Origin of the sequence: Hyphococcus sp., from assembly GCF_965228385.1 — a bacterium.
In the GTDB taxonomy this organism is placed as follows: Bacteria; Pseudomonadota; Alphaproteobacteria; order Caulobacterales; family Parvularculaceae; genus Hyphococcus.
Genome location: NZ_OZ245810.1, coordinates 1,419,931 through 1,445,639, shown reverse-complemented (window position 1 = coordinate 1,445,639; position 25,709 = coordinate 1,419,931). Strand labels below are relative to the sequence as shown.

The following is a 25,709-nucleotide window of genomic DNA, read 5'->3' as shown; positions in this document are numbered from 1 at the left end:
AAACATGAAAGTCTATACGGAAGACGACGCAAGCCCGGAACTGATCAAATCCGAACCGGTCGCCGTTATTGGTTACGGCAGTCAGGGCCGCGCCCATGCGCTGAACCTGAAAAACTCCGGCTGCGATGTGGTCGTCGGCGTGCGTGAAGGCGGGCCCGGCGCCAAACGCGCCGCCGAAGACGGACTGGAAGTCGCCTCCGTGTCGAAAGCCTGCGACGGCGCAAAACTGATTGCGATCCTCACGCCGGATATGACGCATGAGAAAATCTTCAATGAAGACATAGCGCCACATTTGAAATCTGGAGACGCGCTTTTATTCGCACACGGATTTACCGTGCTTTATGGCCGGGTGCAGCCGCCAGAAAATGTTGACGTTATCATGGTGGCCCCGAAAGGCCCCGGCGATCTTGTAAGGCGCGAATATGAGCGCGGGCGGGGCGTGCCTTGCCTGTTCGCCGTGCACCAGGATGCAAGCGGAAAGGCCAAGGACAAGGCGCTCGCTTACGCCAGCCTCATCGGCGGCGCCACGGCCGGCGTGATTGAAACGACATTCAAGGAAGAGACCGAAACGGATTTGTTTGGCGAGCAGGCCGTACTTTGCGGCGGCGCATCCGAACTCGTCATCGCCGGGTTCGAAACGCTTGTGGAAGCCGGTTACCAGCCGGAGATCGCCTATTACGAATGCATGCATGAGCTAAAGCTCATCGTTGATCTGTTTTATGAAGGCGGACTTGAGGGCATGCACAAATTTATTTCCGAGACAGCGAAATACGGCGATTTCGTTTCCGGGCCGCGTGTTGTCAATGAAGAAACCAAGCAGCGTATGCGCGAGGTGCTGAAAGACATACAGAACGGCTCCTTCGCCCATGACTGGATCATGGAAAACCAGGCGGGCAAAGTCCGTTACAACCAGATGCTGCAGGCCGATCTTGACCATCCGATTGAAAAAACGGGCAAGGAATTGCGCGCCCGCATGCCGTGGCTGAAGCCCGACGCCAACATCAATTAGGCTTGAGGACATTCCCATGACGTCTCCGGTTGCAAAGCAAAAGACCAGGCCCGCCGCGCTGGCGAAAGCCGGTGCGGAGCTACTTCTCGATGCGCTGGAGGAGCAGGGCGTGGAGGTGATTTTCGGCTATCCGGGCGGCGCCGTTTTGCCGATTTACGACGCGCTCTATGCGCGCAATACGATCCGCCATGTTCTAATGCGTCATGAACAGGGCGCCCTCCATGCGGCGGAGGGCTATGCGCGCTCCACCGGCAAGGTTGGCGTGGCGCTGGTGACGTCCGGTCCCGGCGCCACCAATGCGGTGACGGGGCTGGCGGATGCTTTGCTGGATTCCATTCCCATTGTCTGCATCACTGGTCAGGTGGCGCGCCCGCTGATCGGCACGGATGCGTTTCAGGAATGCGACACGACCGGCATTACCCGTTCGTGCACCAAGCACAATTATCTGGCGGAGTCGGCGCATACATTATCGAACACGGTGCATGAGGCTTTTCATATTGCGCGGCGCGGGCGGCCCGGCCCGGTCCTGATCGACATCCCGAAGGATGTTCAGTTTGAAAAAGCGCCCTATGTCTCCCGCGATAACGCCAACAATCGCAATTGCATTGAAACGCCGCAGATCGACAAGACAAAAATCGATCAGCTTGTTGATTTGATGCGCTATGCGCGCCGCCCTGTGCTGTATACGGGCGGCGGCGTTATTAATGCGGGTCCGCAGGCAAGCGAAACATTGCGCGCGCTGGCGGACGCGACGGGATTTCCCGTTACATCCACCCTGATGGGGCTTGGCGCGTTCCCCGCTTCCCATCCGCAATGGCTTGGCATGCTGGGCATGCATGGCAGTTACGAAGCCAATAACGCCATGCACGATTGCGATCTGATGATCGCGATCGGCGCCCGTTTCGATGACAGGGTCACGGGCCGGCTGGATGCGTTCTCTCCCAATTCGCGAAAAATTCACATCGACATTGATCCGTCCTCTATCAATAAAAACGTGCCGGTTGATATCGCCATCATCGGCGACGCCGGCGCCGTGATGGAAGCAATGCTGACGGAATGGAACGCCCGCGAAGCGCAGGAAAAACACGATCGCAAGCGGATCGACGCATGGTGTAAACAGATCGGCGGCTGGCGTGCGAAAAAATCGTTTCAATACACGCCGTCAAAAGACCGGATCAAACCGCAATATGCCGTTGAACGGCTCTACGCCCTCACGCGCGGCAGGGATGTTTACGTTACTACAGAAGTTGGCCAGCATCAGATGTGGGCGGCGCAGCACTTTCATTTTGACGCGCCTAATCGCTGGATGACCTCCGGCGGGCTCGGCACCATGGGTTACGGTCTGCCCGCAGCCCTCGGCGTTCAGGCGGCGCACCCGGACGCGCTGGTGATCGACATTGCGGGCGACGCGTCGGTGCAGATGACCATGCAGGAAATGTCAGCGGCGGTTCAGCATGGTCTGCCCATAAAGATCTTCATCCTGAACAACGCTTATCTCGGCATGGTGCGCCAGTGGCAGGAGCTGTTGCACGGCGGGCGCTATTCGCATTCCTATTCCGACAGCCTGCCGGATTTTGTAAAACTTGCCGAAGCTTATGGCGGCCATGGCATACGTGCGGAAACCCCGGATGAGCTCGACGATAAAATCCGTGAAATGATCGATAGCGACAAGCCGGTGCTTTTCGATTGCGTGGTGACGCAGGAAGAAAACGTCTTTCCAATGATACCGTCGGGCGCGGCGCATAACGAAATGCTGTTCGGCGAGGTCAAGGGCGATGAAGTCAGCGATGCAGGAAAGGTGCTGGTATGACCGCGCAAACCTCGACGCCAAACGCGCCTTCCCAGTCTGTTTATCCGGTCACGCCCGATCAGGGTGCGGCGGCTGAAGCCGTCATCGCTGTTATTGTCGATAACGAGCCGGGGGTTTTGTCCCGCGTTGTCGGGCTCATCTCCGCGCGCGGCTATAATATCGAAAGCCTGACCGTCGCTGAAACCGACGTGGAAAAACACACATCCCGCATCACTGTCGTCACCAACGGCACGCCGGCGAAAATAGAACAGATCAAAGCGCAGCTCGGGCGGCTCGTGCCTGTGCGACGGGTGATCGACGTCAGCGCGGAGAAAGATGCGCTTGAGCGCGAACTGGCGCTGATCAAGGTCGTCAATGAAGGCGAGCAGCGCGTCGAATCCATGCGGCTCGCCGATGTTTTCCGCGCCAGCGTCCTCGATACAACGCACACGTCGTTTGTCTTTGAAATCACCGGCGCGCGGGACAAGATCAACGCCTTTATCGACCTTATGAAACCGCTGGGGTTGAGCGAAGTTTCCCGCACCGGCGTTTTGTCCATCCGCCGCGGCGTCGAGAAGGATTAGCCGTGACGCATAGACATTCATATCCTGTAAATCTGCTTCTTAGCCCCGCGCGGCGCTAATCGCCGCGCGCAATAAATGGGTGAATCAGCAACAGGCTATAGAGAAATACAAAATGACAAATTCAAAATCGGATACGAATAGCGCGAAAGTGAGAGATGACGCGCATGTAAAAATTTTTGACACGACGCTGCGCGACGGCGAACAGGCGCCGGGTTTTTCAATGTCGACCGACGCCAAGCTTATCGTTGCGCGCGCATTGCAGGCGCTGAACGTGGATATTATCGAGGCGGGCTTTGCAGCCGCGTCTCCGGGCGACGCCGCCGCGGTGCAGACAATAGCAAGCGAAATCGAGGGCCCGGTCATCGGCTCGCTGGCGCGGTTGAACAGGAGCGATATCGAGGCGGCGGCTCGCGCCATTGAACCGGCGGCGAAAAGGCGGATTCATACATTTATCGGAACCAGCCCCTTGCATCGCGACGCCAAGCTGAAAATGTCCAAGGATGAGATTTTGAAGCAGATCGCTGAGGTCGTGGCCTTTGCGCGCACGGCCTGCGACGATGTGGAATTCTCCCCGGAAGACGCCATCCGCACCGAGCGTGAATATCTGATTGAAGCCGTGGAAGCGGCGATTGAAGCCGGCGCGTCAACCATCAATATCCCCGATACGGTCGGCTATACGACGTCAGAGGAAATCACCGACCTGTTCCGCTATCTGACGGAGAACGCCAAAGGCGCGGAGCGCGTGACCTTCTCTGTTCACTGCCACGATGATCTCGGGATGGCGGTGGCCAACTCGCTGGCGGCCGTGCGCGGCGGCGCGCGGCAAATTGAATGCGCGATCAACGGTATCGGCGAGCGCGCAGGCAACTGTTCCATGGAAGAAGCGGTGATGGCGCTGGCGACGCGCCGGGATTTCTTCAATCTTTCAACGCAGATCGACACGACAAAAATTTTCGCCGCCTCAACGGCGCTGGCGCGCGTGACGCATAACCCGATCCCGCGCAACAAGGCGGTGGTCGGCAAGAACGCCTTCGCCCATGAAGCCGGCATCCACCAGCATGGGGTTCTCGCGGATAAGCGCACCTATGAAATTATGGATGCGGAATCGGTCGGCATGCCGTCAAACTCTATTGTGCTTGGCAAACATTCAGGCAAACACGCTGTCGCCGCCCGCGTGAAAGCGCTGGGTTTTAATGTCTCAAAGCAGAAAATCGAGGATATTTTTCCTTCCTTTAAACGGCTTGCGGATACCTGCCGCGAAGTGACGGACGCCGACCTTGTCCGCATTGTGACAGGCAACGCCGAGACTGACGGGCGCATCGGGCCCTGGCGCATGCGTAAGACAGAATTGCACGTGGATTTCGAAGACGATACGCGCCCTCATGCGCGCATCACCATGGAGCATGACAATGGCGAGCGGCGCACGGTGACCCATGAAGGCGAGGGGCCAATCGATGCGGCTTTCGCCGCCGTCACCGCCATCGCCGATGTGCCGGGCCATATTTTTTCGCTTGACCTCAATCATATCGCCGCCGAAGGGGTCGTGCGCGCCGAAGCGGTGATTGAGGTTGAAGGCCAGCATTATTCCGGCAATGCGGAAGAGGTCGATATCGCCGACGCAGCCGTCGCCGCTTTCGTTGCGGCGGTAAACCAGGCGGCGGCGATCCGCGCCGGCGCCGGCGCCGTGTCGGAAAAGGCCGCATCATGAGCAAGGCGAAATCATTATTCGACAAACTCTGGGAGCGGCACATCGTTGTGGAGGAGACCCGCGAGGCGCCGGCGGTGCTCTATATCGATCTGCATCTCATTCATGAGGTGACTTCGCCCCAGGCTTTCTCTGTGTTGAATGAAGGCGGGATGCAGGTGCGCCGGCCGGACCGCACCATTGCCACACTCGATCATTCGACGCCGACCTTACCGGCGAACGCGGCTGGCGAGTTGCCTTATGCGACGCCGGAGGCGAAAACCCAGGTTGAAACCCTGATTGCAAACTGCGAGCGGCACGGGATCGAGCTCTTGGGGCTGGGCGATCCGCGACGCGGCATCGTCCATGTCATCGGTCCGGAACTCGGGCTGACGCAGCCTGGCAAAACCATTGTCTGCGGCGACAGTCATACGTCGACCCACGGCGCCTTTGGCGCGCTCGCTTTCGGCATCGGGACGACCGAAGTCGGTCATGTGCTGGCGACGCAATGCGTTCTGCAAAGAAAACCGAAATCCATGCGGGTGACGTTCGACGGTGATTTAACGCCGGGCGCCGGGGCCAAGGACATGGCGCTCGCCATGATCGCTGAAATCGGCGCCGATGGCGGGCAGGGCTACGCTATTGAATTCGCCGGCGCGGCTGTGCGCTCACTTGGCATGGAGGGGCGCATGACCCTGTGCAACATGTCAATCGAAGCGGGCGCGCGTTCCGGCATGGTGGCGCCGGATGAAAAAACCTTCGCATGGTTGGAAGGCCGGGATTACGCGCCCTCTCAAGAGGAATGGGAGAGCGCCGTTAATGACTGGCGCTCGCTGGCGAGCGACGCCGGCGCGGTTTTCGACAAGGAAGTGCGGATTGATGCGGGCGCCATTCAGCCCATGATCACCTTTGGCGTCTCGCCTGACGCCGCCGCGCCGGTCAATTCTAACGCGCCTGCCCCGCAGACGGCTGCGCAAAAACACGCCGCCGACTATATGCGGTTCGAGGCGGGCGCGCCTTTTTCCAGCGCCGCCGTGAACCGGGTTTTCATCGGCAGTTGCACGAACTCCCGGCTTTCGGATTTGCGGGAAGCGGCGGCGGTCATGCGCGGACAAAAGGTGCGCAGTGGGGTGGTTGCACTTGTCGTGCCCGGATCGGAAGCGATCAAGCGCGCCGCTGAAGCCGAAGGGCTGGACAAGGTCTTTACGGGCGCCGGCGCGCAATGGCGCGAACCGGGCTGCTCCATGTGCATTGCAATGAACGGCGACGCAGGCGCGCCAGGCGATCTTGTTGTCTCCACGTCAAACCGAAACTTTATCGGCCGTCAGGGCAAGGGCGTCAGAACCGTATTGGCGAGCCCGGCGACCGCCGCCGCTTCCGCCATTGAAGGGCGCATTGCCGATCCGCGCCCTTATCTGACGCAAATGAAGGAGAGCGCCTAAATGTCTTTTGAACCATTCAGTACGCTCACTTCACGCACCGTCGTATTGCCGCAGGAAAATATCGATACAGATCAGATCATTCCGGCGCGTTTCTTGACGACTACTTCCAAGGAAGGCCTTGGTCAGTCAGTATTTTACGATTGGCGTTATGATGAAAACGGGTCGCCGAAAAATTCGTCCGTGTTCAATGGCTATAATCCCGAAAGCCATAAAATTCTTGTGGCGGGCCCGAATTTCGGCTGCGGCTCATCACGCGAACATGCGCCCTGGGCGCTCTATGGATTTGGTTTTCGCGCCGTTATCAGTTCCGATATCGCCGATATTTTCAAAAGCAACGCGCTGAAAAACGGATTGCTCGCCGTGGAAGTCGATCCAAAAACCCATGCGCGTCTGCTTCAATCACCGGGTGCTGAGGCGACGGTTGATCTCGAACGGCAAATTGTTGCGTTAAGCGTCTGGGAAAAAGCGCATTTTGATATGGAGCCTTTTGCGCGCCAGTGCCTTTTGAATGGCGTCGATCAACTGGGGCATCTATTCAATCAATTGCCTGAAATCGAAAAATTTGAAATGTCGAGATCATGACAAGAAACATCGTATTTCTTCCCGGCGACGGCGTCGGGCCAGAGGTCGCTGGCGCCGCGCGTAAAATTCTGGACGCGGCGGCCGAGAGGTTTTCACTGTCGCTTGAATATCGCGAATGCCTGTTCGGAGGCGCCGCCATTGATGCATCGGGCGATCCTTTTCCAGCGGACACGAAAGCCGCCTGTCTCGACGCCGACGCAGTTTTTCTCGGTGCCGTGGGCGGGCCGAAATGGGACGGCGGCGGCCCCCGTCCGGAAAAAGGCCTGCTGGACTTGCGCAAGGCGTTGGGGGTTTACGCCAATTTGCGGCCGGTGAGCGTCGCTGCCGGGATGGAGCATTTGTCGCCGCTCAATCCGGAACGCGTCCGGGGCGTTGATCTTTTAATCGTCCGTGAACTGACGGGCGGCATGTATTTCGGCAAACGCATGGAGGGCGATGAGACGGCCAGCGATGAATGTCTCTATACGAAAGCGGAGGTGTCTCGCGTGGCGCGCATCGCTTTCGAGACGGCGCGCAAACGTAGCGGCAGGGTTGCATCGGTCGACAAGGCCAATGTCATGGCTACGAGCCGGCTCTGGCGCAAAGCCGTGAGTGAGTTACATGCGGCTGAATACAGCGACGTCGAATTATCCCATGTGCTGGTGGACGCCATGGCCATGAAGCTCATTCTGGCGCCGGCTGATTTCGATGTGATCCTGACGGAGAATCTTTTCGGCGACATCCTGAGCGACGAGGCTTCAGTGCTCCCGGGTTCTATTGGGCTTGCGCCGTCGGCCTCGCTGGGCGAGGGAACGCGCGGGTTGTATGAACCGATCCACGGATCGGCGCCGGACATCGCCGGGCAGGGCAAAGCCAACCCTGTAGGCGCCATCCTCAGCGCTGCGATGATGCTGCGCTACAGTCTCGACGCTGGCGAGGTCGCCGACGCTATAGACGCGGCTGTTGCAAAAGCGCTGAGCTCAGGGCGCGGTACGGCCGATATTGGCGGAAAGGACACCACAAGTTCGTTCACGGACGCAATCTGTGCACTGATCTAGTCACTCCATTATATCCTCGTTCCACAATTCCGGCTTTTCCCTTATAAATCTCGCCATCAATTCCAGCGAAGCAGGGTGCGCGACATCGATCACGTTAACGCCGCGCTCACGCAGGAAGTCTTCATTGCCGCCGAAATTTTGCGTGTCGTTGATAATGACGCGCGGAATTTTAAACTGCACGATCGTGCCTGAGCACATCATGCAGGGCGACAATGACGTATAGAGCGTCAGGTCGCGATAGCTTTTTTGCCGCCCGGCTTTGCGCAGGCAGTCCATTTCGCCATGGGCGATCGGATCGCCGTTCTGCACGCGCTGGTTATGACCCTCGGAGATCAGCTCAGACCCGCGCGCCAGCACCGAACCGATGGGCAGACCGCCTTCGTCATAGCTTTTTTTCGCCTGCGCGAAGGCGCGTTCTATAAAGTCGCGGTCGAAATCATGCAGCATCGTGCTGGTTCCTTCATGGACAAGGGCGGTGCTATCCCTGATAAACACGGTCGTTGAAACCAGCAACAAAGGCGGCAGGCATGGGCAAAACCTTGACCATCGTTGATCATCCGTTGATCCAGCACAAACTGACCATATTGCGCAATAAACAAACGCCGACCGCGCATTTCCGGCAGGTGCTGAGGGAGATCGCCTTTGTTCTCGGCTGTGAGGCGACAAAAGATCTGGCGCTTGGCGAGATTGATATCGATACGCCGCTGGAAGCGATCAGCGCGCCTTATCTGGAAGGCAAAAAACTCTGTTTTGTCTCCATTCTGCGCGCCGGTAATGGCCTTGTGGAAGGATTGCTCGATCTCATCCCGTCTGCGCGTGTGGGTCATGTGGGCGTTTACCGCGATCATGAAACGCTCGAAGCGATCAAATATTATTATAAAACGCCGGACAAGCTGGACGAACGGCAAGTCATCATGGTCGATCCCATGCTGGCGACAGGCAACACGGCGATCGCGGCGGCCAGTGAACTAAAGCAAGCCGGCGCCATGCAGATGAAGTTTCTCTGTCTTGTCGCGGCGCCGGAAGGCGTAGAGAAATTCTCAGAGGCGCATCCGGACGTCCCGATCATTACAGCGGCGCTGGACCGGGAATTGAATGACAAGGGTTACATCCTGCCGGGACTTGGCGATGCGGGCGACCGTATTTACGGCACCAAAGGTTAATCCGCAGGCGGCGTATAAACGCCGTTCGCCGCATCGTGAGAAATCCCTTCCAGTTCTTTCGGGATATAATTCTCGTCATGCTTGGCGAGAATGGTTTCGGCCACAAACACGCCGTCCTCATTGAATGCGCCTTGCGCGATCACGCCCTGACCCTCCCGGAAGAGGTCGGGCAATATACCGCTATAAGCAACCGGCATGGTCGCTTCGCCGTCCGACACCCGGAATGAGATGGAAAGACCGTCGCCATGTTCGAGGCTGCCGTTTTCCACCAGCCCGCCCAGGCGGATACGCGTATGCGGCGTAACGCCTTCGGCCTGCGCCTCGCTCGGCGTATAAAAGTAGGAGATATTCTGGCTGAGCGCCGTGGAGACAAGCCACGCAGCGCCGCCGAGGATAAAGGCGGCGGCGGCGATAAAACCCAGTCGGCGATTGCGATGCATCGGCTTCATGAAACAATATTTAAGGCTTGGCGGCGCGCGATTCAAACCGGAAATGCCTGCGCCGATTGTCGCGCGCCGGTTGCGCGGCGAGCGAAACCCGTTCAAATGCCTGAAGTTTTTTGGGACCGCCGGAGCACCCATGCAGGAATACGCGCGACAGATCGGGTTTGAAGCGGAAAACGCCGGATGCGACCGCGCCGGTGCGGCCATCGTGCGGGGGGTTACTTTTTCGCTGAAACCGGGCGAGGCGTTGCAGCTATTCGGGCCGAACGGATCAGGGAAATCCAGCCTTTTATCGATGTTCGCCGGTCTGTTCGCGCCGGTCGAAGGGGCGCTGACATGGGCCTCTGGCGGGGCGCGATCCCCGACGCCGTTCGAGAATTCCATATTTTTTATGGGTCATGAATCGAGCGTGAAGCCGTCTTTGACTGCGCTGGAAAATCTTGAGTTCTGGGCGCGCATCTACGGCGCTGCGAAGGAAGGCGTGCGCGAAGCGCTTTGCACTGTGGGCGGCGATGATTTTTCTGGCTTGCGCGCCAGCCGTCTCTCCGCCGGACAGCGCCGCCGCCTGGAGCTTGCGCGGAGTGTTCTGGCCAACCGCCCGGTCTGGCTGCTGGACGAACCGGCTGCGGCGATTGACGGCGCCGGCGTTGAGATCATTCGCCAACTGACGGATGGGCACAGGCGGCGCGGCGGTATATCGATTATCGCCACGCATGACGATCTGGGCGGCGGGTTCAAGCGGCTGGAGCTTGGCCGATGAGCCATTTTTTGCGCATTGCGGGCGCGGTTGCGTCCCGTGATCTGAAAATTGCATTTCGTTCCGGCGGCGGATGGTTTTATGCGCTGTTCTTTTTCGCCGTGTTTACAGCGCTCGCGGCTATCGCATTCGGGCCGCAGCTTTCCGCGCTCTCTGCCGTCGCGCCGGCGACGCTTTGGCTGGCGGCGGCGCTCGCCGTGCAGTTCGCGGCGGCGGATATCTTCGAAAGCGATTTGCGCGACGGCTCGCTGCGGACATTCGCGGCGGAGCAGGGCGGGCTATTTCATTATTGTCTCGCCAAGGCCTGCGTCCTTGGCGCAACGGCGGCGGCGCCGATGATCATTGCATCGCCGTTTTTTCTCGCGATGCTTGGCGTTCCCTTTGGTCAGGGCGTTATCGCCGCCCTCCTTCTGGCGATCGGGGCGCCGGCGCTGATGATGATTGCGCTGTTAACGGCGGCGCTTGCGGGCGGCTTGCGCGCCGGCGGCCTGCTGGCGACGATAATCGCGGCCCCGTTCGCTGCGCCGGTGCTCGTGTTCGGCGTCAGCGCCACTAAAACAAGCCTTGCCGCCTCCGGCGCGGGCGGCGGGCCCGAGACCTTGATTTTGGGCGCGCTCAGCCTCTTTATGGCGGCGGTCACGCCTGCATTCGCCATCGCCGCATTGCGCATCAGTCTGGAATAGGAAGCATTTTTTCATGTGGAGCCGATTTTCAAATCCGGCGAAGTTTGACGAACTGGCGCGCAACGGCGGTCCGGTCGCGTTCTGGATTTTTGCAATATGCGCCGTCTTTGGATTGGCGGCGGGATTGTTCTATTCGCCACCGGATTATCAACAGGGCGACGCTGTGCGCATCATGTATGTACATGTGCCGGCGGCGTGGATGGCGATGGGCGCTTATTCGTTCATTGCCGCGATGAGCCTCGTCGCCTTCGTTTGGCGACATTCGCTTGCCGATGTGGCGGCGCGGGCCGCAGCGCTTCCCGGGGCGGTTTTCACTGCACTGGCGCTCTTCACCGGCGCCGTCTGGGGCAAACCCACATGGGGCGCATACTGGGTATGGGATGCGCGTCTGACATCTATGTTGCTGCTGCTCTTTATCTATTTTGGATATATGGCGGTCTGGCAGGCGGTGCCCGAACAGGCGCGCGCCGCGCGGTTCGCCCGTATCCTGGCGCTGGTCGGGTTTATCAATATTCCGATCATCAAGTTTTCGGTGGACTGGTGGAACTCGCTGCATCAGCCGGCCAGCATTCTGCGCGCCGACGGCCCGAGTATTCATCCAAGCATGCTGTGGCCGTTATTCGCGATGATTATCGCCTATACGGCTTTATTTGTCTGGCTGGTATTTCTCGGCGTGCGGACCGACCTGGCGCAACAGCGTATGGCGAAACGTGCTACGCGAACGCCGAGCAGGCCGGTAGCAGCAAAAGCAAGTGAGTAGACCCGTGATGGATTTTGGACCGCATACGCCTTTTATCGCTGCGGCTTACAGCGCCAGCATTCTGGCGATCGCCGCCTTGATTGCAATGCGCGTTCACAGATTTCGCGAAGCCAACCGCGCCGAAAAATCGAATACAGATATGCGCAACAATTAGCCTGCGGCTTTCTTTGCTTCTTCGATTTTTTCTTTCAGCACGTCCTGCTGGTTGCCGCTGACGACTTCCACATATTCGCCGTTGGTCGAGGCGACGATGAAAGCGGGGGTGTAGTCGACGCCCAGCGCTTCTGCGAGCGCATGATTGTTGGCGATCATCCCGACAATATTTTCATCATCAATAGCGGCTTCCATTTTCTTGACATCAAGACCCTGTTCGCGCGCAATTTTCTGGACGCGGTCTTTGGTCAGAACACCGGAGGCGCCGAGTAGCGCGTTATGGAAATCGAGAAATTTTCCTTGCGCCCGCGAGGCTAAAGACATTTCCGCCGCGTAACCGGATTCTTCGCGCAGGAGCGGTAGCTCACGGAAAACGACTTTTACATCGGCGTCTGATTTCGCCAGGTTCGTAATGAAGTCCGCCGCGCGCTTACAATAGCCGCAGTGATAATCGTAAAGCTCGACAACGGCGACTTTCGCTTTCTCGACATTTTTGCCGGCGACAAAACTCGTCGCGGGATCCAGGAGATAGTCTATGTTTTGCACCGCCGCGGCTCGCGTGCGTTCTTCGCCTGCCATTTGCTGGCGCTGGCTGTAAAGATTGACCGCTTCAATGATCACTTCAGGATTGTCGAGCAGATAAGCGCGGACGAGGTCGCGAATCTCATCTTCCTGTCCGTCAGAAAAAGAGGTCTCGACCATTTCCGATTGCATCGGCGCCTGCGACGCTGAACTGGTTTGCGCACCGCGCTCTGTCTGATCGGCGCGATCCGTTTGCGCCGATGAAAAACCGACGGCGATCGCCCCTAAGACGAATGCGCCGGCAAGCGCCGCGCCAATTGCAAATTTTGTATTGAACATCAATTTTTCCTTTGCCGCACCGCCAACTGCTATTTGCGGTCGCTGTTTATTCCATCGTTAGATTTAAAGAGTGCTCTGATCGATCACAATCGGGTCGGGCACATCCGGTTTTTTGTCTTGATTTGTGTCCGGTTTTGGCAGGGGTTGTGGTTCGCTCTCCTCGACGCCCGTGGGCAGGGGCGCGCCGCCTTCAGCCGGTTGCGTCGCCATGATGATATCCGCGGCCTGGCGCCATTCCGGCGTGCCGCGCCTGATGCCGGTCATGGCGCGTCGCGCAAACTGGTTTGCGTCGGGTTCGGCGCCGGCGTGAAACCGGGACTCGGCGGTGGCCAGCTGCGCCATGGGTTCGTTGCCTTGCGCGCCATAGACGCGCGCGAGTTCGAACCATGCGAAACTGTTATCACGCTCGAGCAATGTCGCCTGTTTCAATTGTTTTTCAGCTTCGCTGAGCTGTTCCGGGCCGCCATTCGCCAGCAATGCGCGACCCAGATTGATGCGAAACAGCGGATTGTTCGGGATTAGCTCTACTGATTTTCGGTGCGGTTCAACCGCTTCCATGGTGCGGCCGTTCTCAAACAGGATCTGCCCTTCGAGTTCATGGTAGAAGGGGTTTTCCGGATGGTCGCCGGTCAGGGTGCGCACCTCTTTCAGCGCCTTATCAATATCTGAATAGCGATAATACGCCACTGATCTGGCGTAATGCGCAGGTTCTGATTGATCCGATAACGGATATTCGCGCAGGGTTCTGTTCGGATCATGCAAAAATCCGACGATTTTGGCCTGGATCAGCTTCAGCCGGTGAATTTCTTCCGGGCTGTCTTTGACGTTGATATATGGCGATTGTTCAGCGCGTTCTTTCAGCGCGTTCATGCGCGCATTCGCCAGCGGGTGGGTTTGATAATACGGATTTATCCGGTTTCCGGTGATGATCTGGGAATTACGCACGCGGCTCCAAAGATCTATTGCGCCCTGGCTCGAATGACCGAGGCGGTCCAGATAGGTAATTGACGACTGGTCGGCCGTCGATTCCTGGCTGCGCGTATATTTTAGGAAATTCGCTGTACCGACGGTCTGCCCGAGACCGAGAATACCGATGCCGGCATCCGGCGCGCCCGCCGCGATGGCGCCGGCAGCGAGAAGCAAGCTCAGCAGCATTGGCGCCGATGCGTTGCCGGCTGCATCCTGTCGCCGCGCGCCGTGTCCGCCGGCGAGATGCCCGACCTCGTGCGCAAGGACGGCCTCCAGCTCATTCGGCGTTTCCACAAAGGTAATCATGCCGGTGTTGACGCCGATATAGCGGCCGCCGGCAAAGGCGTTCATGGTCCCGTCATTGACGATGAGAATTTCAATGGAACTTGGCGGAATGTTGGCGGCTTCGAGGAGAGGGTAGGTGTAATCCTCAAGATATTGTTCAATTTCCGCATCGCGCAGGAGGGAAATGCTCTGAGCGCTAGCGCTGACAGGGGCAAACGCCGTTAGCGCAGCGGCTGCGCTGACGGCCAACGTCTTCACGAGATGTCTTCGCTTTTTCATGTGCGAATCCTGAATTTACACCGTACTCATTATAGGCGCGCATTGCGGCGATTTCGAGGTTTTGAACCGCGCGGGCGCCGCTTTTGTGATCGCGGCGCGAGACATGGCTCCGGGTCCGCCGGTATCAATTCTAACGTGTAAAACGTCTCTATCCGTCGCTTGGCGCTCAGGCGTCGCCGGCGCGGCTCCACCAGCCGCGCCTTTTACGCTTTGGCGGCGATGGCTGCGGCGCGTCGGCCAGATCAACCTGACTGTCTTCCGGTGCTTTTTCATTCTCATCGGCGGAAGCGCCATTGGATTTTTCCGGCTTTTCCGCCGCAGGCGAGGGTTCGCGCGACTGCGAAACGAAGTTATCGTCTTTCCCGGTTTCAGGCGTTTCCACCTCAGCCTCCGCCTTCGGGGCCGGCGTATCTACGCCTTCTTCAGTTTTGGCGATGCCCGCTTGCGGTCCACCGGATTCAGAATCTGCTGAGACTTTGTCTCCGGCCTGTTCGGCCGCATCCCCTTGATCTTTACCGCCATCCTCGCGCGTGCGGCGATTGCGCCGCCCGCCGCGCCGACCGCGGCGCCTGCGCTTTCGCGGCTGATCGTCGTCGCCGTCGCGCGCCTGCTTTTCTGTTTTTTCCTGACGCCCCTCATCGCTTTCTTCGCCGCCATCGTCGCCGCTGGCCGTTTGGGCCTCGCGCGGGCCGTCTTTTCTGCGCCGGCGGCGGCGGCGTTTTTTCTGCTCGCCGCCTTCTTCCGCGGAGTCGGCGTCAGCTTCCGCCGCCGCCTCATCACGATCCGGTTCAATCATGTCCATCTGGTCGGCCTGAATAACAGGCGCGCCGCCGGTGCGCTCTCGCGGGACGCCGCTTTTTTCCAGGGTAAAGTCGTCGCCCGCCTTATCCGGATCAGGTATGATCTGGATCGTCACGCCCTGTTCGTCTTCAATACGTTTGACCCAGTCGCGATGATGATTGAGCACGTAAACAGTGACGTCGAGCGAAGCGTTGACGCTCAACACGCCCGCTTTGCCGGAAACGGCTTCGCCTTCGATGGCTCTCAGGATTCGAAGCGCCGCCATTTCCGCAGAACGTATGACGCCTGCGCCCGCGCATGTCGGACAGCTTTGCGTCGTACCGTCGACAATGCCGGAACGGCGGCGTTGTCTCGACATTTCAAGCAGGCCGAAATTCGAAATTCTGCCGAGTTGTATGCGCGCACGGTCATGCTTGATGGCGTCTTTGAGCGCCTTTTCAACTTTCCGGTTGTTTTTCTGCTCTTCCATATCGATGAAGTCGAGCACGACAAGACCGGCAAGGTCGCGCAGGCGGAATTGCCGGGCGGCCTCATAGGCGGCTTCAATATTCGTCTTTAGCGCCGTTTGTTCGATATTTCGCTCGCGCGTCGCCCGGCCGGAGTTAACGTCGATGGCCACCAGCGCTTCCGTCTGGTGAATTACGATATAACCGCCGGATTTTAAACGCACTGAGGGCTGATACATGCCGTCAAGCTGGGCTTCCACGCCATGTTTCAGAAATATCGGCGCTTGCTCCTTATACGGTTGAACATGCTTGGCGTGACTCGGCATAAGCATCTTCATGAAGTCTTTGGCTTCACGATAGCCCGCTTCGCCTTCCACCTGAACTTCGCTGATATCTTTGTCGTATAGATCGCGGATCGCACGTTTAATGAGGCTCGCTTCTTCGTAAATCAGGCAGGGCGCGATTGATTTTAACGTCAGGGTGCGAATGTTCTCCCAAAGGCGGAGAAGATAATCATAATCGCGCTTGATTTCGGTTTTTGTCCGTTTGGCGCCAGCCGTGCGGATGATCAGTCCCATGCCTTGGGGCACATCGAGACTGTCGACAACGCGGCGAAGACGCCGGCGGTCTGTCGAATGCGCGATTTTCCGGGAAATGCCGCCGCCGCGCGCCGTGTTCGGCATCAACACGCAATACCGTCCCGCGAGCGACATATAAGTTGTCAACGCTGCGCCCTTGTTGCCGCGCTCTTCCTTGACGACTTGAATCAGCAGGATTTGCCGGCGCTTGATCACTTCCTGAATTTTGTAGTTGCGCAATAGCTGAGAGCGTTTGCGTTTCGCATCCTTGTAGCGCTCAAACAATTCCTGACGCTTGGCTGCGGCTGATTTTTCCCGTTTTTTCGCTTTTGGCTTATCCTCTTCGCCGGCGGCGTCCCCGTCTGCAGGCTGGGTGTCTTCAGGCTGGGTGTCTTCAGGCGTTGCGTCGCCATTCCCGGATTCGACGTCGGCGACATCAATGCCTTCATCATCACTGAGCGCGGCCGGCGCCGGATCGTCCGGATCTTCGGCGATGTCTTCGGCAAATGCGTCGTCAGGGTCGGAGGGCTCGGGACCGGCTTGATCTTCAGCCGCCAGAACTGGCTGCCCATCACCGGTCTCATCTTTTTCCGGCTCTTGCTTTTCCTCAGCAGCAGCTTTCTTTTTTGTTCGCCGGCGTCTGCGGGGCGGTTTTGCTTCGTCCCCGCTCTCCTCTTCTTCTTCCTCTTCTTCCGATGACAGGTCTTCTATTTCATCGACCGGATCGTCGTCTGCGGTTTCAGAATAATCTTGCGCGGCTTTCCGCACGCGCGTTTTTGAGCTGGAGTCATCGGCGTCCTCTCCGCCGTCCTCTCCCTCAGGGGCCGCTTCTTCTGGTGAAGAATGGTCAGAGGACTGGTCTTCGTAGCCGTGATCATGGTCGCCATGGTCGTCATGGTCAAATTCGTCTTCGTCGCCGCGCTGGGCGAGTTCCAGCTCAGCGGCGAGTTCGGCGACCTCGGCTTCGGCGCGTTGCAGCGCCTGCCGGTCGGACACCGGAATTTGGTAATAATCGGGATGAATCTCGCTGAAGGCGAGGAAACCGTGGCGATTGCCGCCATATTCTACGAAGGCCGCCTGCAGCGATGGTTCGACGCGCGTAACGCGCGCCAGATAGATATTGCCTCTAAGCGGCTTTCTCGCCGCCGATTCGAAGTCGAAATCCTCGACTTTTCCATTGTCGAGCACCGCGACGCGCACCTCTTCCGGGTGGGCCGCGTCGATCAGCATCTTTTTTGTCATTTATTATGGCTCCGCAATGCGGCGGCTGCGCCGGCGCATTGGCTGTGATGTGTCGCTGGAACAAGAGCGAACGCCATTGTCCGCGCGCCATCAGGGCGTCGTCGGATTGCTTATGTGCGTCGCGTCTCATCAGCGAAAGCTGTTTCCTTGCTGGGCCGCGCCGTTGAAGGTTCTGGCCCGCGGTTCAATTGCGGCGCTAAAAGCGCCTGTTTGCTCCGGACGGGGCTGGCGCGCCGGCCATTCCCGCGGGCCGGCTGAATGGAGCGGCCGGCGCTTAAGTTTCTGGAAAAGCTATATAATTCTGGCTTCCCCGGAAAAATTCTATCGAATGGCCAGGAACGTATTCCGGTGGAATTCGCTTATGGGCCGTTCTAAAACGTCATCTTGCGATGTGGCCTATATGACCGCCAATCGCAAGCATTTTTTGACCATGCATGAGTGCGGGGAAAAAGAAAACCCAAGGTTAACGCCGACTCAGTGTTCCATGCAATTCATCAAAATGCTTAAGGCGGCGTTAAGGCTGACACAGGCAAGATACCGGACCGTTTGCGTCCCGGCCGTGTTGGGACAGTTTAAGAATATTGCGCGTTGCAGGAGTTGATTTGCGGCGCGGGGTTCGTATGGATGGGCGAAATGGCCGTGTTTCATGAGTTAAGGCGAATGTTGACGCGTTTTGCGGCGCTTGCGATTGCGGTTGCCGGAGCCGCCGGCTTTTTTGGCGTCAGCGCGGCTGCCGCGCCTGAACTGCTTGATGTCCGCTTTGGACCGTCAAAAGACGCGACTCGCATCGTTTTCGATCTTGCCGGCTCCCCGGAATACGCGCTTTCCGGCGATAAATCCGGCAATGGCAGACTGTATGTGGATTTCGCCGAACTATCGCTTAACGCCGCGCAAAAGGAATATGCGCCCGGAAAGGGGCATATTTCGCGCTATGGTTTCGCCGACCGCGGGGATAATGGCGTGCGCGCCGTCCTTGAGTTCAAGAACACTGCGAAAATCAAGGAAGTCTTTCTCCTGGAGCCGAAGGACGGGGTGACGAAACACCGTCTCGTTGTAGATCTCGTCACAGGAGACAAGAGCGCCTTTCTGGCGAGCCTGCCGGAGCGTTATGGCGACCTTACGCTGATGATCGAGCAGGCGACCGCCCAGTCCGGCGAACAGACGGCTGCATCGCCAAAACCGCAGGGCGTCACGCCCCCGACGCCGACCCGAAAGACGGCTGATATACCGCCCGCGCCGGAGGAACAGAAAAGGATCGTCGTTATCGATCCCGGCCATGGCGGGCGCGATCCCGGCGCTCAGGGACAAAGCGGCACGCTTGAGAAAAACGTTACTCTGACGGCGGCGAAGGAACTGGGCGAAATTCTGAAGAAACGCGGTCGCTACGAAGTGGTGATGACCCGCAACGAAGATGAAACGATCAGGCCCGACGCGCGCGAAAAACTGGCGCGCAAGGCCAGGGCGGATTTGTTTATTTCCCTGCATGCGGATGCGCTTGATCAAAAGGCGGTGCGCGGCGCGTCGGTCTACACTTTATCTGACAAGGGCACGGAGCGTTCGGCGAAACTGGTGAAATCAGAAGGCGACAACCAGGTCTATAATCTGGATCTGAAGGAATACGATAATATCGTCGGCGATATTCTTCTCGACCAGGCCCAGAAAGCCACGCTGACCAATTCCTCGAAATTTGCTTCCATTCTCATTGAATCCTTGACCGGTAAAACGCCGATGTTGAACCGTTCCCACCGGACCGGCGATTTGCGCGTGCTTCTGGCCGCTGACGTCCCGGCGGTGCTGCTGGAAATGGCGTTCATGTCCAACGCCAAGGATGAGGCGAATCTCAATTCACCTGCGTGGCGCACCCGCGTGATGACTGCTGTCGCCGATTCGATTGACCAGTATTTCGACGAATCTGCGCCGCAACGCCACGCCGACGCCCGCGCTGGCGCTGGCCAATAGAGAAATCTTACGAAAATGAGGGCTTTGACGCCGCTCTTGCGCCTCGCTGTCGTCCTATTTATGCGGTATTAGACAGTTTCAGGGAAGCATTCTCCGGCGGTTCGCAAGTGCGGGGAAAGCCCGCGGGGAGCCGAGCCGCCGATATCGGATCCATCACGGGCCATAGCGGGATAATCGTAAGCGTTATTTTCAATGAGCAATCACGACAACGAAAAGCCGAACAAAAAGCCTTCCGATGAGCCAGAGCGTTTGTCCTTCACCGACAGCCAGACCGGCGGTGACGAAGGGGAGAGCGCTGACGCCCACCGCCGCGAGGACGGGCCAATCGAAAATGACATGTTTGCGGCCCGCAAACCGGCAAGCCGTGACCGGGATGCGGCGCCCGGCGATCATCGCGACCGGATTTATAATCGTCCCGTCGCTTCTGATGATGCGATTGCAATGAATGAAACAGATGACAATGAATTTCTCCTCGATAAAGACGATCAGGAGCCTCCGATCGATAAGAATAAGCCGCTTGCCGCGCCGGTCCGCGCCGGCGGCTCCGCACCGGACAAAGGCGATGGCGGCAGACCGTCCGGCGCCGGTTCAGGCGGCGGAGGGTGGGGCGTCGCCATGCTGAAATTTGCAGGTTTTGGTTTTGCCGTTGCGGCGCTGGGCGTGATCAGCGTCGCGGCTTTCTCCGCATGGTACCTGCATCGTCTCGGTCAGGATCTGCCTGATTATCAGCAACTCGCTGAATACGCGCCGCCGGTGACGACGCGCGTTTATGCGGGCGACGGATCGCTGGTTGCGGAATTCGCCCGCGAGCGGCGTTTGTTCGTGCCGATCGAGTCCATGCCGGATCATGTGAAATACGCGTTCGTATCGGCGGAAGACAAATCGTTTTACGAACATACCGGCATCGACATGCGCGGTATTGTTCGCGCACAGCTATCAAACATCGGCAATGTGATGAGCGGCCGCCGCCTTGAAGGCGGTTCGACGATTACCCAGCAGGTGGCCAAAAACTTTTTGCTGACCAGCGAACAGAAAGTCGAGCGCAAGCTGCGCGAAATGATGATTGCGCGCAAAATGGAGCGCGCCTTCACCAAAGATCATATTCTCGAGCTTTATCTGAACGAGATTTATCTCGGCAACCGGTCCTATGGCGTGGCGGCGGCGGCGCTGAATTATTTCGACAAGGCGCTGACGGATTTGACCATCGCCGAAGCGTCTTATCTGGCGGCGATTACAAAAGGCCCCAGCAATTATCACCCTATCGATCATGAAGAGCGTGCGGTGGAGCGCCGGAATTACGTGATCACGCGCCTGAACGAAGACGGCGTTATCACAGATGAAGAAGCGCAGGATGCGAAGTCACAGCCCCTTGGCGCCGTTATCGCGCCGCCGCTCGGCGCGCGCGACTGGACGATGGAGTATTTCGCCGAGGAAGTCCGTAAACAGATCGTCGATCTATACGGCGTCGAGGCGCTTTATGACGGCGGCCTTTCGGTGCGTACATCGGTCGATCCGGAAATGCAGAAAGAAGCCGGCGAGGCGCTGCGCAAGTGGCTTGTTGAATATGACCAGCGTCACGGCTGGCGCGGGCCTTTGTCTGAAATTGACGTCGGCGGCGACTGGGCGGAAACGCTCGACGCAGAAGTCGAACGGCTTCGTGATGCGCGCAAGGTGACCGACGATATGGCGCCATGGCGTGCGGCGGTGGTGTTGTCTGTGTCCGACGCCGATGCGCGTATCGGTTTTCCTGACGGCGAGGAAGCTTTCATTCCTGTCGATCTCCTCTGGTGGGCGCGTGAATACATCTCCGCCAATGACATGGGAGACGCCGTGAATGCGCCGGGCGACGTCCTGACGCCGGGCGAGGTGGTTTACGTTGAAAAATATGAACCCGCGACCATGCCCAAGAAAGATCCGGACGCGGAAGGCGAGGGACGCGCAACGCCTGAGAACGCCTATGCATTGCGCCAGGCGCCGGCGGTCAACGGCGGATTGATCGCCATGGACCCGCATACGGGCCGCGTGCTCGCCATGGTCGGCGGATTTTCGTTCCAGATGTCGGAATTCAATCGCGCGGTGCAGGCGGAACGCCAGCCGGGATCGACCTTTAAACCGTTCGTTTATGCCGTTGCGCTCGACAGCGGGTATAATCCGTCGTCGATCGTTCTTGATGCGCCGTTCGTGGCGCCAAGCCTCGACAGCTGGTACAAGCCGGGCAATTACATCGAGGGGCGTCATTACGGGCCGTCGACCTTGCGTCTCGGCATCGAACAGTCGCGCAACACCATGACGGCGCGGCTGGCGCAGGATCTCGGCATTGGCCGCATACTCGACTATGTGAACCGGTTTAATCTGTCAGAAGACTTGCCGCGCGAACTGGCGATTTCGCTCGGCGCTGGCGAGACGACGCTGACCAGAATCACGGCCGGGTATTCGGTTTTCGTCAATGGCGGCAAATCTGTGGAGCCGGTATTGATTGACCGGATACAGGACAGAACCGGCAAAACGATCTACAAACGCGATCAGCGCGAATGCGCCGCCTGCAATGCGCAATACTGGTCCGAACAGTCCGAACCGCAACTGGCGGATACGCGCGCTCAAGTGATGGACCCGCGCACCGCCTACCAGATCACGTCAATCCTTGAAGGCGTCGTCATTCGCGGCACCGCGGCGCGGACAGTCGGCGGGAAAAGCAACAAGCCGCTCGCCGGCAAGACCGGCACCACTAATGACTATAAAGACGCCTGGTTCGTCGGGTTTTCGCCCGATCTCGCGGCAGGCGTTTATGTGGGCTTTGATATGCCGCAAACGCTCGGGCAGGGCGAAGCGGGCGGTACTGTCGCCGCGCCCATCTTTGCGGATTTCATGGTGGACGCTTTAGAAGAAGAAGCTGGCATCCCTTTCCGTGTGCCGTCGGGGATTCGTCTTGTGCGGGTCAATGCGAGAACCGGCAGGCCCGCCGGACCCGGCGACTCCAATGTTATTCTGGAAGCGTTCAAACCCGACGATCAGCCGGGCGCGGACCGGACAAGCGATGATTTTTCCCTTGATCCGTTAAGCGCAGCGCCAACGACGAACGACGCGCCCGACGATGGTCTTAACGGTCTTTACTAAGACACGGGACCAAACCATAAGATAGAAAAACGCGCGCTTTGATTTGCGTGCGTTTTCAAATTCAGGAGACGTCATCCCATGCGCGCCGAAATGGAAACCCTCGCCGGTGAAATCAAGCAGTCGATTGAACTGCTGAGGAGGCGTCTTTGACTGGGACAAAGCAGAAAAAGAACTCGGCGAATTAAACGCCAGCGCGGAAGATCCGAACCTTTGGGATAACCCCGAAGCTGCGCAGGCGCTGATGCAAAAACGCACAGCCCTGGAAACGCAGATGAACGCCGTCGGTGAAATCCAGTCCGAACTTGATGATCTGGTAGGGTTGGCGGAAATGGCCGCGGAGGAGGGCGACGACGCCAGCCTCGATGAAACGCAGGAGTTGATGGCGGCGCTGCATAAACGCGCGGCGCAGGCCGAGATCGAGGCGCTGTTGTCTGGCGAGGCTGACGCCAATGACTGCTTTGTAGAGATTCATCCAGGCGCCGGCGGGACGGAATCCAACGACTGGGCGTCGATGCTGCTGCGCATGTATGTGCGCTGGGCGAAAGGGCGCGGCTTCAAGGTCGATGTCATCGAAGAGCAGCCCGGAGAAGAAGCAGGCGTAAAGTCTGCGACCATTCAGGTGAAAGGCCATAACGCCTATGGCTGGCTGAAAACAGAATCCGGCGTACACAGACTGGTTCGTATTTCTCCGTTCGACTCGAATGCGCGCCGGCACACGTCGTTTGCTTCCGTGTGGGTGTTTCCGGTCGTGGACGACAACATCAATATAGAGGTCAACGAAAGCGATTGCCGGGTGGACACGTTCCGCGCATCCGGCGCCGGCGGGCAGCATGTCAACACGACGGACAGCGCCGTGCGCATTACGCATATGCCGACCGGCATTGTAGTTCAGTGTCAAAATGAGCGATCGCAACATAAAAACCGCGCGACATGCTGGAACATGCTGAAAGCGCGGCTTTATGAAATGGAACTGCAAAAACGCGAGGAAGCAGCGCAAGCGCAGGCAGAATCCAAAACAGATATCGGCTGGGGCCATCAGATCCGGTCTTATGTCCTGCAGCCCTATCAGATGGTGAAAGACTTGCGCACCCAGGTGGAAAAGCCAGATCCTGATGCGGTTCTCGGCGGCGCGCTTGATGATTTCATGAACGCCGCACTCGCGCAGCGCGTCGGCGGCGACTCATAACTTCGCATCTGCAGCAAGCATAGATTTCCACGGGGGAGGCATGCTCTGCTAATGATGTTAATTGTTTGTTCGGAATTGTTACCAAATTCTTAAATTGTGAACTTGGTTAACGCCTGTTGTTCTTGACGGCGGGCGTTGTGTGTTATTCGATAGTCCTTGTAGGTACCATCCCCCCTTGTACCGGTAACTGAGCATAAAAATCGAGAAAAAGGGAGCGTTGATAAACACACAGAATATCTGACCGGACATGAATCCCGGACCACGCAACAGAACACATTTGAAATAGCAAAGTCTTGTCTGCTGGCTAGGGATAAATGGAAAACGCGCGAGAGCGGAGATCGCTCCCGCGCGTTTTTGTTGTTTTTGTATTCTTATTTTCTGTAGTCGAGCGGCGGTTCGCGGTCGCCCAGAAGCGACGAGTATTTGTAATCTTCGCCGCGCGCGTCATCAAACTCCTCGCGCGCCTGCTCGCGCAGTTCCGGATTTGTATAGAGTTCAATAGCGCCGAGTGTCATGGCTTTCGCAGCATTGTGCGCGCCCTTGAAACCGATGGACATGCCGCTCGCCGCAACAGCCTGCCATGAATGGGATGATGTTCCCGGCGCCCATGTGGCGGTTCTGATCCCGACCGTGGGCGTTGCATAGGAAACATCGCCAACATCGGTTGAGCCATATCCAAGCGAGCGCGAATAGGGCTGAATTTCAGCGGCGCTTTCAAGGCCGAGGCGAGGGTTATCGAAGCTGGTGCGAATATTCTCGGCAAATTTGCGTTCGGCAGTCGAATATTGAACGCCGCCGACTTCGCGAAGTTTTTGATCCATCATCTTCGCGAGCGTTTCATTGACGAGAAGCGGATTGTTGCCGTGAATGACTTCCCAGTCCACTTCCGTGCCTGTTCCCATAGCTGCGCCCCGTGCGGCTTCCTCGACGCGTTCCCAGATGGCGTCGACGCCATCGGGCTTGGGATGGCGCACATAATAAAAGACTTCTGCGAAATCGGGGACGACGTTCGGGGCGAGCCCGCCGGCGGTGATGACATAATGGATGCGGGCGTCCTGGGGCACATGCTCGCGCATCATGTTGACCATCATGTTAAACGCTTCAACGCCGTCAAGCGCGGAACGCGCCTGATCCGGCGCGCCGGCGGCATGTGCGGAAAGACCTTTGAACCGGAATTTGGCGGAACGGTTGGCGAGCGTTGTGCGCGCCGCTGCGGAGTTTTCATCATCCGCATGCCAATGAAGCGTAAAATCGACGTCATCGAACAATCCGGCCCGAACCATATAGACCTTGCCGCTGCCGCCCTCTTCAGCCGGCGTGCCGTAAAGGCGAATGCGGCCGGGCGTTCCTGATTCCTCGAGCCATTCTTTTACGGAAAGCGCAGCGGTCAGCGATCCGGCGCCGAAAAGATTATGCCCGCAGGCGTGGCCGGCGGCCTTGCCTTCGACCGGGTCGCGCGTCGGCGTTGCGTCCTGATTGATGCCTGGCAGCGCATCGAATTCGGCAAGGATTGCGATTACCGGTCCGCCTTCGCCATATTCAGCCATGAAGGCGGTGGGAATGTCGGCGACGCCTTTTTCGATACTGAAGCCGGCGGCGCTCAGTTTATCCTGCAATAATTTTGAGGACTGTTCTTCCTGATAACCGACCTCAGCCCATTCCCATAGCTGGCGCGCGACTTCAGCGGTTTCATCATACCGTGCGTCGACCTTTTGCAGGATGTTTTCATCCTGGGCGGCGGCGGGGGCCTGCGTTTCTGCAGGCGATTGTGCAATCGCGGGGGACAGTGTCAGCGCAGCTGCTGCTGCGGCGCTAAAGGCAAATCTGGTCATGTTGATCCTTTCAATTCACTGGGCGGTTTTCGCACAATAGCAGCGGCTGCGCTAGATATTGACAGGCCTGA

The 25,709-nt window shown here is 58.2% G+C and carries 21 protein-coding genes; 15 read left to right on the top strand and 6 right to left on the bottom strand.

Going from position 1 to position 25,709, the window contains the following annotated elements:
* Positions 1-4: 4 nt before the first annotated feature.
* From ilvC to leuB, 7 genes are all read left to right on the top strand, one after another.
* Positions 5-1,009 (top strand): ketol-acid reductoisomerase, encoded by a 1,005-nt coding sequence (gene ilvC / locus ACQK2Q_RS06795; RefSeq protein ID WP_425408988.1) that lies wholly within the window; start codon positions 5-7, stop codon positions 1,007-1,009.
* 16 nt (positions 1,010-1,025) lie between these two features.
* Positions 1,026-2,819 (top strand): acetolactate synthase 3 large subunit, encoded by a 1,794-nt coding sequence (locus ACQK2Q_RS06790; protein ID WP_425408987.1) that lies wholly within the window; start codon positions 1,026-1,028, stop codon positions 2,817-2,819.
* The gene (gene ilvN, locus ACQK2Q_RS06785) at positions 2,816-3,382 is read left to right on the top strand and encodes an acetolactate synthase small subunit (protein ID WP_425408986.1); all 567 of its coding nucleotides are present in this window, start codon (positions 2,816-2,818) and stop codon (positions 3,380-3,382) included. The genes ACQK2Q_RS06790 and ilvN overlap by 4 nt, the downstream gene beginning before the upstream one ends.
* Positions 3,383-3,494: 112 nt before the next feature.
* A complete protein-coding gene (locus tag ACQK2Q_RS06780) occupies positions 3,495-5,090 on the top strand; it encodes a 2-isopropylmalate synthase (RefSeq protein WP_425408985.1) in 1,596 nt (531 codons plus the stop codon).
* Positions 5,087-6,508: a 3-isopropylmalate dehydratase large subunit gene (leuC, locus tag ACQK2Q_RS06775; protein WP_425408984.1), complete on the top strand. Its 1,422-nt coding sequence runs from the start codon at positions 5,087-5,089 to the stop codon at positions 6,506-6,508. The genes ACQK2Q_RS06780 and leuC overlap by 4 nt, the downstream gene beginning before the upstream one ends.
* Positions 6,509-7,090, top strand: a complete 582-nt coding sequence (leuD, locus tag ACQK2Q_RS06770) for a 3-isopropylmalate dehydratase small subunit (protein ID WP_425408983.1) — start codon at positions 6,509-6,511, stop codon at positions 7,088-7,090.
* A complete protein-coding gene (leuB, locus tag ACQK2Q_RS06765) occupies positions 7,087-8,127 on the top strand; it encodes a 3-isopropylmalate dehydrogenase (protein WP_425408982.1) in 1,041 nt (346 codons plus the stop codon). Before leuD ends, leuB begins: the two co-directional genes overlap by 4 nt.
* Here leuB and ACQK2Q_RS06760 read toward each other — a convergent pair whose 3' ends face one another.
* Positions 8,128-8,574: a nucleoside deaminase gene (locus ACQK2Q_RS06760; RefSeq protein ID WP_425408981.1), complete on the bottom strand. Its 447-nt coding sequence runs from the start codon at positions 8,572-8,574 to the stop codon at positions 8,128-8,130.
* Positions 8,575-8,654: 80 nt separating this feature from the next.
* Between ACQK2Q_RS06760 and upp the strand changes: the two genes are divergently transcribed.
* Positions 8,655-9,290, top strand: coding sequence for a uracil phosphoribosyltransferase (gene upp / locus ACQK2Q_RS06755; protein ID WP_425408980.1), 636 nt, complete (start codon positions 8,655-8,657; stop codon positions 9,288-9,290).
* Here upp and ccmE read toward each other — a convergent pair.
* Positions 9,287-9,730 carry a cytochrome c maturation protein CcmE gene (ccmE, locus tag ACQK2Q_RS06750; RefSeq protein WP_425408979.1) on the bottom strand — a complete coding sequence of 148 codons (444 nt, stop codon included), beginning with the start codon at positions 9,728-9,730 and terminating at the stop codon, positions 9,287-9,289. The two genes, upp and ccmE, sit on opposite strands and share 4 nt — an antisense overlap.
* 7 nt (positions 9,731-9,737) lie before the next feature.
* Between ccmE and ccmA the strand changes: the two genes are divergently transcribed.
* Genes ccmA through ACQK2Q_RS06730 form a run of 4 tightly spaced genes read left to right on the top strand, consistent with a single transcriptional unit; the run spans position 9,738 to position 12,087 of the window.
* On the top strand, positions 9,738-10,493 hold the full coding sequence (gene ccmA / locus ACQK2Q_RS06745) for a heme ABC exporter ATP-binding protein CcmA (RefSeq protein WP_425408978.1): 756 nt from the start codon (positions 9,738-9,740) through the stop codon (positions 10,491-10,493).
* Positions 10,490-11,173 (top strand): heme exporter protein CcmB, encoded by a 684-nt coding sequence (locus ACQK2Q_RS06740; protein ID WP_425408977.1) that lies wholly within the window; start codon positions 10,490-10,492, stop codon positions 11,171-11,173. Before ccmA ends, ACQK2Q_RS06740 begins: the two co-directional genes overlap by 4 nt.
* A 13-nt stretch (positions 11,174-11,186) precedes the next feature.
* Positions 11,187-11,933: a heme ABC transporter permease gene (locus tag ACQK2Q_RS06735; RefSeq protein WP_425408976.1), complete on the top strand. Its 747-nt coding sequence runs from the start codon at positions 11,187-11,189 to the stop codon at positions 11,931-11,933.
* Positions 11,926-12,087 carry a heme exporter protein CcmD gene (locus tag ACQK2Q_RS06730; protein ID WP_425408975.1) on the top strand — a complete coding sequence of 54 codons (162 nt, stop codon included), beginning with the start codon at positions 11,926-11,928 and terminating at the stop codon, positions 12,085-12,087. The genes ACQK2Q_RS06735 and ACQK2Q_RS06730 overlap by 8 nt, the downstream gene beginning before the upstream one ends.
* On the opposite strand, the gene ACQK2Q_RS06725 is transcribed toward ACQK2Q_RS06730, so the two are convergent.
* The 3 genes from ACQK2Q_RS06725 to ACQK2Q_RS06715 all read right to left on the bottom strand — a co-directional run bounded on the left by ACQK2Q_RS06725 (position 12,084) and on the right by ACQK2Q_RS06715 (position 17,547).
* Positions 12,084-12,947 (bottom strand): DsbA family protein, encoded by an 864-nt coding sequence (locus tag ACQK2Q_RS06725; RefSeq protein ID WP_425408974.1) that lies wholly within the window; start codon positions 12,945-12,947, stop codon positions 12,084-12,086. The genes ACQK2Q_RS06730 and ACQK2Q_RS06725 overlap by 4 nt on opposite strands.
* 63 nt (positions 12,948-13,010) lie before the next feature.
* Positions 13,011-14,480 (bottom strand): M48 family metalloprotease, encoded by a 1,470-nt coding sequence (locus tag ACQK2Q_RS06720; RefSeq protein WP_425408973.1) that lies wholly within the window; start codon positions 14,478-14,480, stop codon positions 13,011-13,013.
* 166 nt (positions 14,481-14,646) lie between these two features.
* Entirely contained in the window at positions 14,647-17,547 is a 2,901-nt protein-coding gene (locus tag ACQK2Q_RS06715; RefSeq protein WP_425408972.1) for an Rne/Rng family ribonuclease, read from the bottom strand.
* 660 nt (positions 17,548-18,207) lie between these two features.
* Between ACQK2Q_RS06715 and ACQK2Q_RS06710 the strand changes: the two genes are divergently transcribed.
* The 3 genes from ACQK2Q_RS06710 (at position 18,208) to prfB (ending at position 23,806) form a co-directional block, all read left to right on the top strand.
* On the top strand, positions 18,208-19,506 hold the full coding sequence (locus ACQK2Q_RS06710) for an N-acetylmuramoyl-L-alanine amidase (protein WP_425408971.1): 1,299 nt from the start codon (positions 18,208-18,210) through the stop codon (positions 19,504-19,506).
* Positions 19,507-20,121: 615 nt separating this feature from the next.
* A complete protein-coding gene (locus ACQK2Q_RS06705; protein WP_425411130.1) occupies positions 20,122-22,620 on the top strand; it encodes a penicillin-binding protein 1A in 2,499 nt (832 codons plus the stop codon).
* Between the two features lie 78 nt (positions 22,621-22,698).
* A protein-coding gene (prfB, locus tag ACQK2Q_RS06700) for a peptide chain release factor 2 (protein WP_425408970.1) occupies positions 22,699-23,806 on the top strand; the annotation gives its coding sequence in 2 pieces (ribosomal slippage) (positions 22,699-22,767 and positions 22,769-23,806; 1,107 coding nt in all).
* 371 nt (positions 23,807-24,177) lie between these two features.
* On the opposite strand, the gene ACQK2Q_RS06695 is transcribed toward prfB, so the two are convergent.
* On the bottom strand, positions 24,178-25,638 hold the full coding sequence (locus ACQK2Q_RS06695) for an amidohydrolase (protein WP_425408969.1): 1,461 nt from the start codon (positions 25,636-25,638) through the stop codon (positions 24,178-24,180).
* Between the last annotated feature and the right edge of the window lie 71 nt (positions 25,639-25,709).